The organism is Pseudomonas sp. P97.38, assembly GCF_001269745.1.
In the GTDB taxonomy this organism is placed as follows: Bacteria; Pseudomonadota; Gammaproteobacteria; order Pseudomonadales; family Pseudomonadaceae; genus Aquipseudomonas; species Aquipseudomonas chlororaphis_E.
On record NZ_LHVJ01000014.1, the window covers coordinates 89,770 to 105,956 of the forward strand.

Annotated in this window: 10 protein-coding genes; 6 read left to right on the top strand and 4 right to left on the bottom strand. The window is 58.4% G+C overall.

From position 1 onward, the window contains the following. Positions 1-10 precede the first annotated feature (10 nt). The 3 genes from AD664_RS08825 (at position 11) to AD664_RS08835 (ending at position 9,091) form a co-directional block, all read left to right on the top strand. Positions 11-2,305, top strand: coding sequence for a hypothetical protein (locus AD664_RS08825; protein ID WP_053145951.1), 2,295 nt, complete (start codon positions 11-13; stop codon positions 2,303-2,305). Between the two features lie 54 nt (positions 2,306-2,359). Beyond that, positions 2,360-5,251 carry a hypothetical protein gene (locus AD664_RS08830; RefSeq protein WP_157061557.1) on the top strand — a complete coding sequence of 964 codons (2,892 nt, stop codon included), beginning with the start codon at positions 2,360-2,362 and terminating at the stop codon, positions 5,249-5,251. A 132-nt stretch (positions 5,252-5,383) separates the two neighbouring features. After that, positions 5,384-9,091 carry an RHS repeat domain-containing protein gene (locus AD664_RS08835; protein WP_256207090.1) on the top strand — a complete coding sequence of 1,236 codons (3,708 nt, stop codon included), beginning with the start codon at positions 5,384-5,386 and terminating at the stop codon, positions 9,089-9,091. Between the two features lie 1,021 nt (positions 9,092-10,112). Here AD664_RS08835 and AD664_RS08840 read toward each other — a convergent pair. Further along, the gene (locus AD664_RS08840) at positions 10,113-10,388 is read right to left on the bottom strand and encodes a LuxR C-terminal-related transcriptional regulator (protein ID WP_053145955.1); all 276 of its coding nucleotides are present in this window, start codon (positions 10,386-10,388) and stop codon (positions 10,113-10,115) included. Between the two features lie 234 nt (positions 10,389-10,622). Here AD664_RS08840 and AD664_RS08845 point away from each other — a divergent pair, with 234 nt between their 5' ends. The 3 genes from AD664_RS08845 to AD664_RS08855 all read left to right on the top strand — a co-directional run bounded on the left by AD664_RS08845 (position 10,623) and on the right by AD664_RS08855 (position 13,021). After that, complete coding sequence (locus tag AD664_RS08845) at positions 10,623-11,027, top strand: MarR family winged helix-turn-helix transcriptional regulator (protein WP_042730082.1); 405 nt, start codon at positions 10,623-10,625, stop codon at positions 11,025-11,027. Between the two features lie 52 nt (positions 11,028-11,079). After that, complete coding sequence (locus AD664_RS08850; protein WP_053145957.1) at positions 11,080-12,288, top strand: MFS transporter; 1,209 nt, start codon at positions 11,080-11,082, stop codon at positions 12,286-12,288. A gap of 181 nt (positions 12,289-12,469) precedes the next feature. Then, positions 12,470-13,021, top strand: a complete 552-nt coding sequence (locus tag AD664_RS08855; RefSeq protein ID WP_047736510.1) for a glutathione peroxidase — start codon at positions 12,470-12,472, stop codon at positions 13,019-13,021. Positions 13,022-13,110: 89 nt separating this feature from the next. On the opposite strand, the gene AD664_RS08860 is transcribed toward AD664_RS08855, so the two are convergent. The 3 genes from AD664_RS08860 to AD664_RS08870 all read right to left on the bottom strand — a co-directional run bounded on the left by AD664_RS08860 (position 13,111) and on the right by AD664_RS08870 (position 15,574). After that, positions 13,111-14,391 (bottom strand): OmpP1/FadL family transporter, encoded by a 1,281-nt coding sequence (locus AD664_RS08860; RefSeq protein ID WP_053145959.1) that lies wholly within the window; start codon positions 14,389-14,391, stop codon positions 13,111-13,113. 144 nt (positions 14,392-14,535) lie between these two features. Then, the gene (locus AD664_RS08865) at positions 14,536-15,018 is read right to left on the bottom strand and encodes a hypothetical protein (RefSeq protein WP_053145961.1); all 483 of its coding nucleotides are present in this window, start codon (positions 15,016-15,018) and stop codon (positions 14,536-14,538) included. Positions 15,019-15,349: 331 nt separating this feature from the next. After that, the gene (locus AD664_RS08870) at positions 15,350-15,574 is read right to left on the bottom strand and encodes a hypothetical protein (protein ID WP_016773719.1); all 225 of its coding nucleotides are present in this window, start codon (positions 15,572-15,574) and stop codon (positions 15,350-15,352) included. Positions 15,575-16,187 lie beyond the last annotated feature (613 nt).

The window sequence follows — 16,187 nt, forward strand, 5'->3', positions numbered from 1 at the left end:
AGGCAATGTCATGGCCGGTCATTCGGTGGAAAGTCTATTGGCGTGGATGCGCGGCAATTCCCAGATGCGCGGCTGGGACCTGATCGTTGCCCTGGAGGGAGGCAAGATTAACCTGGGGCTGCAGCAGGACCATATCACTCGCTTGAGTCAGGGCTCCGATCTGGGGGCTATCACGGGTGCCATGGACATCCCCGAAACCAACATTACCCATTACCTGACGGATTTCAGATTAGGCGCGCCAGCACTCTCTTTTGAACACCCCAGCCTTCAGACTGCCACGACCTCCCTGAGCCTGGCCGTCGTAGAGGGCATTCATATGATGGTGGAAACCGTCCAGGGTCAGAAGAACGTCACCAGCCTCAGCGCCCTCGATCCACTGGATGGTACGCAGGTGACGCTGGACCTGCCCCTGACGGCGGAGGTTGGCGATGTGGTGGCGGACCTTACGGACAGCGAGGAAGTCTTGCTGAAACTGTTCAATACCCCAACGGAGCAACGTGAAGCGGGGACACTCTTCAAGCGCTGGTTCGAGGGGTTGGACACAGACCGACGCGTTTATACCCTGAGTACGTTTCCCGACGAGGGGAATCCCTTCATGTTCGCCCAGAGCATTGATGTGCGGACCCAGGCTCGCGATCCTCAGGTCCTGACGCTCGGAGGCGAAGACGGTGCCCTGTTACTGTTTGTGCGTATGAGCGAAGGGCGCTCGGGTACATTCCCCGGTGACAATTCCGGCTTCAGGTACCTGATTCCCGACGATGACGCGCAAAACACCTATTCGCAGACGGCGCTGTTCTCCCTGGCGTTGATTCATCGCGCCGCCTTCGCCCATGCCCTCGTACAGTTGCTGGATGGAGCTGAATTCGAGCGCACGCTCGATCAGGGCGGAGGATTGGCAAAAATGGTCGCCAAGCGCGGCGCCTTGCAGGCCACGGCGGGCAGCTACAACAGCCTTGACTATGAGTTCGAGTCCGAAGCGTTCAGCGTTCCGGCCACACAAGGGGCATTACCGCTGACCGCCGAGTTTGGCCAGGATGAGGTGTTGCAACACTGGCAAAGCACCTTCTCCCTGTCGTTCAGGTACCGTCCTTTGGGAGGCACGACCTGGAGCGCGCATACGGCCACGTTCAGCATCGACTTGCAGCACGAGTTCCGGTTGTTTGCCGATGAGTCAGGCGTTTCAGCCATGGAAGGCGAGTTGTTCGTGCCATACACCGATACGCAGGAGGTCGAACATGTTTCCGGGCTTCCCGGAACGATCGAGGGCCAGGAACTGGAGCAGATCAAGGATTTTGTCGCCAATACCGTGAAAAGGGCAATCCTTGAGCGGTTCGCCACCACCTTGACAACGGCTTCGTCGGAAACTTTTTTGACGGGGATGCAGGTAATAGGCAGCAGCAACGCGCAACCGACCCGTGTGGCCTTGCCCTCCGATTTAGCGATGTTCGGTCAGATCAATACATCCGGCGCGTCATTCTCCATTGTCGAGCGCCAACCGATGGTGGCGGCCGGCAGGCCCCTGCAACTGACCACGGAGCCCGTGCACGCCGGCCTGCGCTGGTCCGTGGAAAACCTTTCCGATAGCGGCAGCAACCCTGGCGAAATCGACGAGCAAACCGGCTTGTACCAGGCACCTCCTGCCCATGCCATGAACGGCTCGTTCAACAGGGTGTTGGTCATTGCCCATGATCCGCTCTCCGGTGAACGAAGCGTGACACTGCTGACGGTCCTGGCGAGCCCGATCACTGTCAATCCGCAGATCCAGGTGTGCTATCACGGCCAGCGGGTAGAGCTGTCGGCGGGTCACCTGGATGGGAGCGCATTGGATTGGGCCATCAAGAATCCCGTCGCCGGCGAAAGCGGTGATGTGGTCGCCAGTGACAAACCGGGGGGGGACCATGCTTACATCGCTGGCCCGCAGGTGGCCACGAAAAACTTCGTGCTCGATGAAATCGAGGTCAGTCATGGCGCCCACGCGCAGTCTGCGTACGTCCTGGTTCTTCAGAACGAGCCCGGCGCCAAGATCCGGCCGGTAGAGAATCCGGATTTGCCAGAGGGGCAAATTCAATTACAGGCCTTCGTAAACAATCAACCCAAGAACGGCCAATGGTCGCTTCCGCTCGGTGGGCCGGGATCGATTGATGCGGCGTCGGGCCTGTATAGCGATGATTTTTCGGCCAAGGAGCGGTTCGTTCTGATTACCGTTTCGGTGGACGGCGGTGATTTCGGTACATTCGAAGGCTATATCATTTTGCCGCTGCCCCTCTCGGGTTTCCCCACCGTGCTTGAAGCCTTGGCTCAATAACTGGCAAGCACCGTTGTATTGCTTTTTTTCTTAAGTGGATGAGAGGGCAATATCATGTCTGGCAATTCGTTGGAAAGTCTCCTCGCACGTATGCGGCAAGGTTCGGTGACCCAAGGTTGGGGGGCTGTTTCTATATTCAGTCGTGGCCGATTGAATCGTTTGTTGGAGCAGCAATATATAGAGCGATTCAATGGCTTAGGCTTCTTGCCACCGTTGACTGGGCGGGTCTTTCTGGACGAGCTTCGGGGCCATTACGTCGAACTGGAAAACATGACATTAGGGGCGCCACGGTTGTCGTTCAACACTGCGTCGCTGACGAACTCAACTGCGGTATTGACGATGAATGTCCTGAGCGGCCGTTATGCCGAGTCACGTCAGGCAGCGGGCGCGCTGAAGACGCTTTCATCGACGTTCAATATTACCGAATCGCAGGGCCTGACCGTCGAGATGGATATTGATTTGTCCATGGTCGTGGGTGAAATCGATAAGCAGGGCAAGGTGAAGCTGAACTTGTCCGAAGGGGTTAACGTTCGCTGCAACCTGGCCGGTGAAGATGAGGCAGCGAACCTGCACTTGTCGAATTTCTTGAAACAATGGTTCGTCGGGCTGCCAGCGCACAGGAGTGTCTTCCAGTTGGGGATGCTCGAACTTAAAGGCCACAGCTATTTGACCCCCACCTCATTTCGCATCCTCACCCAGGCAGCCCCAGGGGCGAAGGTCAGGGGAGCGTTGAATTTCGGAGAGGGCGGGGTGGTAATTTTCATACGGTTGCAGGGAAACACTGTCGATGGGCGTTTCCCGCCGGATGGTACCTTCCCGTATTTGCTTCCCGATGATCAGGAAGCCGATGGCAGCGATCGGTATACGGCGGCACTGGTGCTGTCCCAAGCGATGATTCCTCACATCGAGGATAACCGGCTGGACGTACTCAACAACCTGCTGTTTCCCGGTGACAACGTATTTGAAGAGCGCGAGCGACATGCGCCTGCCGATCTGGCGGTGTTTGGCAACATCAATCCGAAACGGACCCGCATTACCCTGGAACCCACGTTCCAGACTATCCAGGCCGGAGGGACGCAACGCTTTCGGTTACTGGATTGGAATGGGACGCCCATCCAGGCCAGCAGTTGGAAGGCGGTCAGCCTGCAGAGTCATACTGCCGCGGGTCATGGCAGGATCAGCGACGGGCTGTACACCGCTGCCTCCGCGAATACCATCGGCCATGAGTCGCTGCATGTGGTGGTGACGGCGGAATATATCGTTGGGGATATTACCTACACGGCATCGGCCTTATTGCTGGTGGCGTATGAAAGCGTGACGGTGGCGCCGCGAACGGCGGTTTATTCGGCCCAGGCACAATCACGGCCCATCGTGTTAAAGGCCTCGACCGCGGACGCCACGGACGTGACATGGACGCCTCTGGCGCCGCTGTACGGTGCGCTGACTCCCGAGGGGCATCAGGCAACGTTCACTCCCGATGCGCGGTCCAGAACCAAGAGCCTGGCCGTGCAGCAAGTTGAAGTCGCCGGTACGCAAACGCGGCTGTTATCACTGGTGTTGCAGAACGGGCAACAACAACTACGGATCGCTCCTGCCTATGTTCCAGCGGTACAAAAGTCCGTGGCGATACAACTGCGGGATGACACCACGCTGTTGCCCAATCTTCCCCGGCGCTGGAAAGTGATCAGCGGCGCAGGGCAGGTCAGTCCCACGGGGCATTTCACCGCATCGGCCCAAGGCCCGGCATCGAGCACTGTCGTGCAGTGCGAAATCGTCAGCAATGGGGTGGTCTTGTCCAGCGGCTACAGCGTCGTGGATCTTTCCGAACTGGAACCGGAGCCCAGCTGGAAAGCGCTTTCCCAGTTCACCGTGAAGGTACCTGGCGGGCCTGAACAGGGACGTTATGGCCGGCTGTATGCGAATGGTTACCAGCAACTGAAAGCGGAGATTGTGGTCGAGACCGTTCCTGTCGATGGCGTGGAATACCCCTTGAGCGTTACCGAGAAGGCCAGCCTTAAGTTGGTGGACGATGCCACGGGGGATGAAATAGAACCGGTCGAGGAGCCGCTTGACGGCATTGCGGAATCAGATACGGAAAAATGGCGCAGCCGCTTGTTCGAGAATCGTTTTGAACTGGCCGAGCCCAGGGTCGCCGTGCAGGATAACTCGCCCAGGGCTGCCATCAGTCGGCAATCCATTTATATCCACACTCGGGGAAGGCCCAATGAGTCCAAGGATTTTCACGTGAAGTTTCAGGCGGACAGCGACCAAAGATGGTGGAAGTCAACCGATTTTGCTGGCGAGGTAAACAACAAAATTGAAATCACACCGCTGGCCATCCCGCAGTTTCAACCGTCGGAATACCAATTCGAACGGGTAAGGGTCAGTGGCGGGTCAGGCGCTCCCGAGGACCCCGAAGAAGATGACTTCGATTTCCATCTGCGCACGGTCGATTACTGGTCGTTGCGATACAGTGGAGATTTAAGTCTTCGAGGAGTTCCTTTCGAAACGGTAGAGTTTATTTCAGTAGATAACGCCGATGTTTATCTAACGCCTCAGACGTCCACTATTCGCTGGGAAAGCGAGCAATTGGCCGAAACCATGTTCAGTTGGACAGGCTATATCTTCGATGATCCGCAGAGGAACGAGCCAGTTGACAAGGTGAAGTTCGACAGCGCCCTCAAGGATATCGTCAAGGATGAATCGCTTGATATCAGCGTCAGCCAATCAAACTTTGAAAAAGGCCTGTTGGTCATCACGTTGCATCGTTCTGATCGTATTCCTTACGTGCGCCGAGGTAACAGTGCCAGGGACAAGTTGTCACGGGACTTGGCTGTGGTATTGATCGATCAACGGGGCAACCCACACAAGCGACGCATTTCTTTCCTCCCACCTGACACCATGGGGAATCGAAACAGGTTGGTGCATACACAATTCATACCTTGATCACACGGATAGCTGACAAGACCTTGAACTTTGGATATCGGAGCGGGCAGCGGCCAGATGCTGGAAAGCATTGAGTCTTGACGGTAATGCGCTGTCGCCGACCTATTGATTCAGACATCTGAGGATTACTCCATGACCGCCTCGACTTCTGTGCATTCCAACGCCTTCAATTTCATGAGTTTTACGGAGGGTGGCGTCGATCCACGCACCGGGCAATGTACATTCATGATCAGCCTGCCCGACGTCAAAGCCAATCATCTGCGCGGGCCCGAGGTGCCACTTAAGCTGGCCTACAACCCGCTCAATACCCGAGACAGTGGCTACGGTTATGGCTGGAACCTGCAGTTGTCGCAGTACACGCCCAGCGACCAGATCCTGGCCCTGAGCACGGGTGAGACTTTCAAGGTTACCGGCAGCGACAGCGCCAGTGGCCAGTTGCTGATGAAAGAAAAGAAACTCGACAGCTTTCATTTCCATCAAGAGGACGAGAGCCACTACCGGGTCGTGCATAAATCCGGGCTGGTGGAAATACTCGAGGTCATGGGCAGTTCACAGAACGCAGTGGCATTGCCCGTCGAGATTCGCGCTCCTTCCGGGCACAAGGTCACCCTTGGCTATGCGCCGTTCAGCGGTACCCAGCAGATATTGGCCTGGATCAAGGATGATTCGGGCCAGACCCTGTTATCGCTCGACCGTCAGAGTACGTCCGTCGAGGTGCTGCTGCAGCCGACCGCTGGGCCCGAAGGTGGTCCATTGGCGCGCTTCGCCATGATGCTGGAAGGCTCTGACAAATATGTCACCCGTATCATCCTGCCAACGGCGAACGAGGCGTCCTGGCGTTTTGGCTACAACCGGATCCGCGATCACCTGTGCGTGACCTGGGTAGAGACACCCGTCGGCGGGCGTGAAGAGCTGTTCTATCAGGACGCTGGTCATCAATTTCCCGATAACAGTGGGCGCACGCCGTTACCGCGAGTCACCCGGCACCTCACCGAGCCAGGTTTTGGCCAGGCGCCGGTCGATGTCCGCTACACCTACAAGCTTGAGGGTAACGACACCGAAACGAATTTCCTGGGTAACGGGCTGCGCCTGGCCTGGGATGACGATGGCCTCGATAACCTTTACAAGCACGTCGGTGTTTACGAGTACGGGTGCATTGAAACCCTCTGGGCGCCCGATGATTCGGACCCGGAACCGCATCCGGTGCGAAAGATCGAACGCAAGTTCAACCAGTTCCATTTACTGACCCATGAAACTACTACTCAGAACAACAACGTCGAAACGGTGGAAACCACCTATTACCTGACTCCGGGTGTCGAGTTCGACCAGCAACCCAACTACTGCCAATTGCCCAATACGGTCAGGACCGTCTGGTCGCAGCTCGATAATCCGAACCACCGACGCAGCGAATCCGTCAGCAGCACCTATGACAACTACGGCAACCTGCGGGTACAAACCCAGGCCAACGGCATTATCGAAACCAACGTTTGGTACCCCTCCGCGGGGGGCGATGGTTGTCCGGCCGATCCCGAGGGCTTTGTGCGGCAACTGAAGGAACATACCGTCAACCCCGCGCCCTCATCCGATGGCCAGGCCCCGACACTGTGCACCCGTTATCGCTACAAGGCCTTGCCGATGCTGGAGGATCTTCAGAAAAAGTGGCTCACTGAAGAGAGTCAGGCACTCGTGCAACTGACATCCAGCAGCGAAACCGAGCTGGAACACACGCTCTTCGAACACATCGACGACCGCACCGATGCGTTCCTGCATGGTCGTGTCGTGCGCCAGACGGTGACCTTGAATGGCAAAGCCACTCGCACCGACTATGCCTACAGCACCCTGGACAGTCCGGTGTTCAAGGAAAGCGTGCTGCAGATTGTTGAAACCCTGTCTGGTTTCGACCACCAGCAGGAAGGGAAAAACGTCCAGAAGGTCATCACCTTGTGGCATTCGGTGCTAAATGGAGAGCCCCTGCTCAACCGCGATGACAACGATGTGGAAATCCATTATGCCTATGACGCGCTCAGGCGAGTGACCCGGGAAACCGTTGCGCCCGGCACCGCTTTCGCGGCGTACCGCAGCTATGAGTATTTTCTGTGTGCCCAGGCTGGAGAGCAGGCCGAGCAGTGGCTATTTGACGTCAAGCGGGTGAAAACCTGTACGAAGTTCGATGGGCTCAACCGAGCCATCTACGAAGAACGGGACGACGCGGACAATCCCAGTCGCGCCGACACACCGCGTCAGGTCTACGCGGCATCCTACGATGCATTTGGTCATCTGATCCAGGAGTCCGAACACGATTGGCTGGGTGACGACGTACGGGTTCTGACGACGGCCTATGAGTACGACGACTGGGGTGAGCAATACTGTGTCACCGGCCCCGACGGCGTGAAGACTTTCGAGCAGACAGACCCGATCGGTACGCCCGAATCGCAAGGCCCGATTCAACGCAGTTGGCGCGAAGGTTTGTTACCCACGCCGAAAGTCAGTGGCGTCACCGAGACATGGCTCAATCTTTTCGAAAAGCCGACCCGTACCGAACGGTTCGATCTGTCCGGGCAAGCGATCAGTCTGCATCGATATTTTTATGACGGGCTCGGGCGGACCGCAAAAGAGATCGTTGGATTCCCGGAACTTGAGCGCGTGACGCTCTACGGTTACGACGCATTCGACCGAATGACCGAGAACACACTGCCGGACACCGCCGTGGTTCGGCGCAGCTATGCCGAGCACAGTCGCGAGGACCTGCCGGTGTCGATCAGCGTGAACGACATCGTCCTCGGGACCCAACAGTTCGATGGTCTGGACCGCATGACCCACTCGAACACTGGCGGTCGTGGGCAGTCTTTCACCTATGAGCCTGGGCAAACGCAACCTCATACGGTGACCACCCCAAGCGGCGCGGTCATCGAGTACGAATATCAACCGGAGTTGGGGACCGAACCGCTGCGTCGGCAACTGGCAGGAAGCCTCCTGGCCGACTATGAATACGACCGGGAAAACGCGCGCCTGACCGGTTGCGAGGAACAGGGCTTGCGGCTCACCCGCGACTATTACAGTACCGGTGAACTGAAAAGCGAGCGGCGAGTGGTCGACGGTGACGAGTACACCATGCATTACCGTTACAGCCGACTCGGACGCTTGTGGGCCTACACCGATGTCCTCGGTCAGGAACAGGATTATCGCTACGACGCCCAGGGACGCCTGGAGCAAACGCAGCTGGGCACGACCGTCTCGACGTTTACCTATGACTCGTTGGGCCAGACTGCAACCATCCACACACAGGATGGCCTGAGTGGGCAAAGTGTGGGTATCACCTTAGAGTACGACGAGTTCGGTCGTGAAACGTTGCGCACCTTCGATCTCGACGGCGTCGAACAACAGCTCAGCCAAGTCTACAACGATGTCGATGGCCTTAAGCAGCGGACCTTGCGGCAGGGGGCCGAAGTGCTGCGTGACGAATCCTACGGCTATGACTTGCGCGGGCGTCTGACTGACTACAGGTGTACAGGCACTCAGCCGCCTATTGATCCGTACGGCAAGCCCATCGAGCGTCAGGTTTTTTCGTTTGATGAGCTGGATAACCTCAAATTGGTGCTGACCACCTTTACCGGCGGCACCAACCGTGCGATCTATACCTACGATATGCAGCCCGATCCGACGCAACTGCGTAGCGTCACCAACACCCACGCGGATTATCCTGCCCGAATTGAGTTGGAGTACAACGTGGACGGTCACCTTATCCGCGACGAAGAAAACCGTACACTTGAATACGACCCCCTCGGTCGGTTGATTTCCGTCAGCGGTTTATCGGGCGAGCCTCCTGCCGGCTACAGCTAAGGCCTGCTGGATACGCTGACGGGGCTGGACGATGGGAACGGGCCAGAGCAACGCTTCTACCAGGACCGAGCGTTGACGAGCCAGGTCAAGGTTGCCAACAGCGCCAGGTTCCTGCGGGCAGATGACGTTGTGCTCGCTGAGCGCCAGGCAGGTGCCAGCCCAAAGTCGGTATTGTTGGCCGCAGATAACAAGAACAGTGTGCTCTGTGAGACCACTCAGGGGGCGACCCAGGCGATTGCGTACTCGCCGTACGGCCATCGCCCGGATGAGGCCGCGGTCAACACTCACTTGGGTCATAACGGCGAGAGGCAGGAGGCGCACCCCGGTTGGTATTTACTGGGCAACGGCTACCGGGCGTTCAATTTGTCGTTGATGGGATTCCACAGTCCGGACAGTTGGGTCCGTTTGGGGAGGGGGGATTAATGCCTATGCTTATTGCGAGGGGGATCCGGGCAAAATAGCTTAAGTTCTTTTACACGGGTCAGGGCGGGACGCCCCGCTGTAGCGGAAAGTAGATCCAACCCTGTCACTCAGGGGCCACGTGGAAATACAAGTACAGTAGCGACTGGGGCGTCGTCCGCGCGATCCATGGCTGCTGAGTCTACCCCGATCGCCTCCTCGTCGAAGCTCTCATCTGCGTCCAGCGGATCAAAAACAATGGCCTCGACTGCGCCTTCCAAGTTTCCTCAGACCTCTGGCTCGTCCTCGGCTGCTAAACCTGCATCAACAACGCCACCGATTAAACCACCCCTAAAAAACACCTTATGAGCGGGGCGGAGCGGCAAGAGATCCGAGCTTGGATAATGGCAACCGAAATCAGAGGAGCCAAGTAAGTGATTAAGTCAACTGACTAGCCTGTGGGGCTTATCCATGCATAGCCCTTCAGGAATATTCGTCTGCACCTCACCAACACAGGCATTCCCTCTACGCTGCGTCGACAATTTGGTGGTGTCTGAGTGAAGAGCTCAGCTTCTCTTGAAGAGAGCGGGCAATTCAGACTTATATGCCGTCATCTGAAGAATCAAATCAACCCCTGCTCACGCGCGATCTTCCCAGCAAGATGACGGGAGCTGACGCCGAATTTGCGGCGAATGTTGTTGAAATGATAGTTCACGTTGGCCTCGCTGCAAGCGAAGATCACCGCAATCTCCCAGGAGGATTTGCCCACCTCGCTCCATTGCAGGAACTCCTTCTCCCGGTTGGTGAGTCGGACGACTTGGGATGGCTTGCTTTCGGTGGCTGCGAAATGGGTCTGATACGGTGAGGAATGTCCAGAATGCGCCGTGGTGTGGTACATGACTGCAACTCCCAATCATCATTAATGACGTGGGCCGGCGAAGTTTCCTGCCGTTTGATGGCCGGGTTCGCACGACCTTTCTCCAGGCCCCTGGTCAGGGCTGAGGCACGGGTTCGTTATATCCCGATTCAAGCCCCCTGAAACCTGTCAGACATGACAGGTCGTGGTGTTCGGTTACCTGATTGTTGTCGTTAAAATTTGCATTCCACCCATCGCGGGTATATACACGCACCCATGCTTGCTTCCCAATGTTTGTGCATCAACCTGCGTCGCGCCGCCCGTGGCGTCAGCAGGTATTACGACGGCGCCCTCGATGGCTTCGGGATCAACGTTGCCCAGTATTCTTTACTGAGCAACCTGGCCCGCCTGGATCAACCGAGTATTTCTTCCCTGGCCGAGGCCATGGGCCTGGACCGCAGCACTCTGGGGCGTAACCTGCGGGTGCTGGAGGGCGAAGGGTTGGTGGCACTGGCCGAGGGCGAGGACCTGCGTAACCGCATTGTCGTGCTGACCGACGCCGGGCACGCCCGGTTGGCGGCGGCGCTGCCGGCCTGGGAGGCGGCGCAACAACGCTTGATCGATAAGCTGGGCGCCGAGAAGCGCACGGCGTTGCTGGCCTTGCTGGACGAGTTGGCGTAAAGCCGGTTCGTTCGAATACAAGCGGGTATATACCCGCGAGCGGAGAATAAGAATGACATCGATGTGGCGTACCTGTGGTTGGGTCCTGGTGGGCAGCGCGCTGATCCTGGCGTTGTCCCTGGGTGTGCGGCATGGCTTCGGCCTGTTCCTCGCGCCCATGAGCGCCGAGTTCGGCTGGGGCCGCGGCGTGTTCGCCTTTGCCATCGCCTTGCAGAACCTGATCTGGGGCATGGCGCAACCTTTCACCGGGGCGTTGGCCGACCGTTTCGGCGCGGCGAAAGTGGTGCTGATCGGGGGCGTTCTGTATGCCCTCGGCCTGGTGTTCATGGGGCTGTCGGATTCGGCCTGGTCGTTGTCGTTGAGCGCGGGATTGTTGATCGGCATCGGCCTGTCCGGCACCTCGTTCTCGGTGATCCTGGGCGTGGTCGGCCGGGCCGTACCGCCGGAGAAACGCAGTCTGGGCATGGGCATCGCCAGTGCCGCCGGTTCCTTCGGCCAGTTCGCCATGTTGCCGGGCACGCTGGGGCTGATCGGTTGGCTGGGGTGGTCGGCTGCCTTGTTGGTGCTGGGCCTGCTGGTGGCATTGATCGTGCCGTTGGTGAGCATGCTCAAGGACGCGCCGTTGCCGGTGACCGGCCCCGAGCAGACCTTGTCCGAAGCGTTGCGCGAGGCGTGCAGTCATTCGGGGTTCTGGCTGCTGGCCCTGGGGTTTTTCGTCTGTGGTTTCCAAGTTGTGTTCATCGGCGTGCATTTGCCGGCCTACCTGGTGGACCAGCACTTGGCCGCCAGCGTTGGCACGACGGTGCTGGCCCTGGTGGGTCTGTTCAACATCTTCGGCACCTACACCGCCGGTTGGCTGGGCGGGCGCATGTCCAAGCCGCGCCTGTTGACCGGGTTGTACCTGTTGCGGGCGCTGGTGATTGGCTTGTTCCTGTGGCTGCCGGTGACCACCACCACGGCCTATCTGTTTGGCATGGCGATGGGCTTGCTGTGGTTGTCCACGGTGCCATTGACCAACGGCACCGTCGCCACCCTGTTCGGTGTGCGAAATCTTTCGATGCTCGGTGGGATCGTGTTCCTGTTCCACCAGTTGGGTTCGTTCCTCGGCGGTTGGCTGGGTGGGGTGGTGTACGACCGCACCGGCAGCTACGACTTGATCTGGCAGGTGTCGATCCTCCTCAGCCTGCTGGCGGCGGCATTGAACTGGCCGGTGCGTGAGCGTCCGGTGGCGCGCCTGCAAGTCCAGGCCGGTGCCGCATGAGCCGCGTCGGCCCGTGGTTGGTGGCGCTCGGCGCCGGCTTGCTGCTGGCCTTCGCCTGGTGGGGCTGGCAGCAGGGCGGCCTGGCGTTGATGCAATTGGGCATGGGAACCTGCTGAACGATGGACGAGGTCGGGCTCGGCGAGTAACGTCGTAGGCTGAATGCCTATAAGGAAATGCCGACATGCTGATGCGCTGGCTTGCTGTTCCGACGCTCCTACTGGCCGTAGCCGGCCCCCTCTGGGCCGCCGATTGCCCACCGTTGCTGGAAGGCTCCTTGCCCAAGCTGCGGGCCAAGGAAACCATCGACCTGTGCCAGCGCTTCGCCGGCAAGCCGCTGGTGGTGGTCAACACTGCCAGCTTCTGCGGTTTCGCCCCGCAGTTCAAAGGCCTCGAGGCGCTGAATCAGCGCTACAAGGACCAAGGGCTGCAAGTGCTGGGCGTGCCCTCCAATGACTTCAAGCAGGAGTCCAAGGACGGCGCCGAAACGGCCAAGGTGTGCTACGTCAATTACGGCGTGACCTTCACCATGACCGAGCCGCAACCGGTGCGCGGCGCCGACGCCATCCCGCTGTTCAGGCACCTGGCGGAACAGTCTGGCGCACCGAAATGGAATTTCTACAAGTACGTCGTTGACCGCCAGGGCAAGGTCGTCGCCAGTTTCTCCAGCCGCATCAAGCCCGATGACCCCGAGTTCATCAAGGCCGTGGAAGCCGCCATCGCCTCCAAGCCCTGATCGCCGGCCACGAAAAAGCCCCGCCTCTTTGCAGAGTGCGGGGCTTTTTTTGCTTCAGTCGGCGGAGGGTTCAGCTTCGCCGTGAAACATCAGAAGCGGTAGGTTGCACCGACACCGAAGCCGTTGGCGCTGTTTTTGTATTCAGCGCTGTAGGATTGGCCCAGGGCGTTGGTTTGATTGATGCTGACTTTTTCTTCCTTGAGGTAGGAATACGCCACGTCGATGGTCAGGTCGTCCGTCGGGCTCCAGCCGGCACCCAGGCTGAAGATGGTCCGGTCGCCGGTTGGGATGCGTGGCGAGCGGTCTTCATTGTTGGTAGGCGACTGGTCGAAGGACAGACCGGTACGCAGGACCCACTGTTTGTTCAGCTGGTAAGAGGTACCGATGGCGTAGGCCCAGGTGTCATGCCAGTTCTGTTCTTCGGTGATGCTGCCCAGGAACGCAGGGGCCAGGGCTCCGCCAGCTGCCGTTACGCCGTCGTTGTTCACGGTGATTTCTTTCAGGCGGCTCCAACGGGTCCAGGTGCTGCCGGCATAGACTTTCCAGGCATCGTTGATCTCCTGGGTCACCGAGAAGTCCACCGATTCCGGGGTGGTGATGTCCAGCGAGGCGTCGTAGCGGCCATTGTTGAGCAGGAAGGCAGGGGTACCGGCGCCTGGGTTCACTTCAGTGTGACCTTCGAGCTTGTACTTGACCTTGGAGTGATAGGTCAGGCCGACGCGCGTGGTGTCGGTCGCCTGGACCAGCAAGCCGATGTTGTAACCGTAGCCGATGTCGTCGCCCTTGATTTTCACATCACCGTCATTCGGCGACAGTGGAGTGGTCAGGGTCGATTCCAGCGAGCCGGAAATACGGTTGACAGTCGGGCCGAAGCCGATCGAGACCTTGTCGTTGAAGGCATAGCTGACGGTAGGCTGGAAGGTCACGACTTTCACTTCGCTCTTGCTGCCGAAGTTGCCGCCCTGGAAGCCGTTTTCATAATCGGTGATCAGACCGAACGGTGCGTACACACCGAGGCCGAAAGCCCATTGGTCATCGATCGGCTTGACGTAGAAGCCCATCGGAACGCCGGTGAGCGGGACCATGTCGCCCTTGTTGGTGCCGGCGTGAGTGCCGCTGGCATCGTCGATATCGGTGGAGGCATCAATGGCGGCGAAGCCACCGGTGACCTGCTGGCGCTTGAGGCGCGACATGCCGGCAGGGTTGCCGAACACGGTGCTCGCATCATCGGCAGCAGAAGAACGACCTGCGAAACCAGTGCCCATGCCACTGATGCTTTGTTCGTTCAAGGCAAAGCCACTGGCGAAAAGTTGAGTGGATGCCAAGGTAACGGCAAGGCCAAGGGTGGTTTTGAGCATGATTTTTTTCATTGTTAGAACTCCTGATGGTCACCGGGGCGAAAATTACCAACATTTTCGTCCAAGCGCTATAGCCTGTATGGCTTGATTTAGAGCGGTTTTGTAGGACAATCCGACCGGATTTACGTCCGTTGTAGGAAGTTTCCAAATTCCCCATCAGCAAGCGACCGGATTCATGGATGAAACGCAGCTTTGCCAAGCGAAGGTGAAGTCTCGCAGACGCCCCTGCGGGTGAAAGGTCTGACGCCAGATGCGGGCCATGCCGAGCAGATCGTCGGCATCGGGCAGGGCGGTATTCTGTTCTTCCACCAGCAACCAGGCGATGGCGGTGGCGTAGCGCAGGTTGACGGTCAGTTCCAGGTGCGGGCCGCTAAGAAAGGCGTGCTGGCTGGCCAGGCCGCGGACCAGGCTGGCGCGTTCCGGGTCCAGCGCCAGGTAATGGTCCCATAGCGCCCGGTGGCGGGGTTCGGTGATGCGATACAGGCCGTGCCCGCGCCGGTCGTGCAGTGCAGAACCGAGGCCCGATTGGCTGGCGGCAATGCCCAGTAACAAGGATTCCGCCGTTGCACTGTGGCGCTCCAGGTAAAGGAGCGTCGGGCGGATCACATATCGACACAGTTCGCTGGCAGCGATACCCATAAGACCCTCGAAGCGTGAAAAGGGCGGAGCCTGAAGGGTGTGGGCTTGGCAGCGGTGGATCGGTTCAGGCTCCGCCGGAAGCGGATCATGCCGCTTGAGTTGAAGTCTAGTGTCATATTTGCGCTGTAAAGGACTGTTTTTAAAACATCTTCGGCCAACGGTTATAACCCTTATATCCCTTGGTGCTTACGCCGTTTCGCTTTTCCCGGCCTTGCACGGCCGAATGTTGGGCATTGGCCGAGGCGTTTGCGCGCCCAGCGTGGGAATGATGAGGCAATAAAAAGCCCCGCTTTCTGGGCGGGGCCTTTGGGGTGTCAGCCTTGGCGGCGAATCAGGCAACCAGTGCCTGACGAGTACGCTCGATCACGGCCTGCAGCGGTTCTGCGCTGGAGTACTGATCGGGATACAGGCGTTCGCTGTGACGGGCGATGCCGTGTTCGTTGACCACGGTGAAGCTGAAGCAGCCTTTGCGAGCGGCCATGATCAGGCAGTTCATTGGGGCAAAAGCGTTGGTTAGGGTGCGGATGGCATCCTGGGTCTGGATTTGAGTCGACATGTTATGGGTGTTCCTACAAATGACACGGTTAAGAACCGTGCAACATTAAAACGTTCCAGTAACGTCGACCACCATTGGTCGAACGAAGAACCCGACTGGAACAAAGCAGCCAGTTTGAGCGCTATAGACAGTGCGCGCTTGGGCTGGCAGGTAGGTACTTAGGAGGGCAGGCAACACATCAGGGGCAAAGGTTCTGGGCCCGGGGTGAAGATCCTGATCAATTTGCAGGCTGGTTCGGTCAGAGCAGTGAGCCTGGCAACACCCTTCGCATTCGATCAAAGGCTGTGTTGGCGCAAGCGTTACCTGGAAACCATCGAGGGGGTCGGTCTCTTTTTTTCGGTCAGGCGTCCGTGTTGGGATGGCTGACCGCAGAGAAGTGTTCGACCCGGAATTGACTTTCAGCTTGGTACTAACGCCGCGGATAGTAACGGATCGAATGACTGAAGGAAAGGGAATTGGTTAAAAAATATTCAAATGCCCGCAGGAGCGGGGCGAGGGGGCGGTAACTCTAGCACATACTGCGCAGTGTTCGCTGATGGCTCCAGGCCATGCCTGCCGTGGGTTACGCCAGGGTTATCCCCAGCTTCCACTGCGCGATGACACAAAAAAGCAG

Bases quoted from the DNA above. Each gene is read 5' to 3' on its own strand.
- AD664_RS08845 (WP_042730082.1), top strand. From the start codon at position 10,623: ATGCTTGCTTCCCAATGTTTGTGCATCAACCTGCGTCGCGCCGCCCGT.
- AD664_RS08865 (WP_053145961.1), bottom strand. From the start codon at position 15,018: ATGGGTATCGCTGCCAGCGAACTGTGTCGATATGTGATCCGCCCGACG.
- AD664_RS08835 (WP_256207090.1), top strand. From the start codon at position 5,384: ATGACCGCCTCGACTTCTGTGCATTCCAACGCCTTCAATTTCATGAGT.
- AD664_RS08850 (WP_053145957.1), top strand. From the start codon at position 11,080: ATGACATCGATGTGGCGTACCTGTGGTTGGGTCCTGGTGGGCAGCGCG.
- AD664_RS08840 (WP_053145955.1), bottom strand. From the start codon at position 10,388: ATGTACCACACCACGGCGCATTCTGGACATTCCTCACCGTATCAGACC.
- AD664_RS08860 (WP_053145959.1), bottom strand. From the start codon at position 14,391: ATGAAAAAAATCATGCTCAAAACCACCCTTGGCCTTGCCGTTACCTTG.
- AD664_RS08855 (WP_047736510.1), top strand. From the start codon at position 12,470: ATGCTGATGCGCTGGCTTGCTGTTCCGACGCTCCTACTGGCCGTAGCC.
- AD664_RS08870 (WP_016773719.1), bottom strand. From the start codon at position 15,574: ATGTCGACTCAAATCCAGACCCAGGATGCCATCCGCACCCTAACCAAC.
- AD664_RS08825 (WP_053145951.1), top strand. From the start codon at position 11: ATGGCCGGTCATTCGGTGGAAAGTCTATTGGCGTGGATGCGCGGCAAT.
- AD664_RS08830 (WP_157061557.1), top strand. From the start codon at position 2,360: ATGTCTGGCAATTCGTTGGAAAGTCTCCTCGCACGTATGCGGCAAGGT.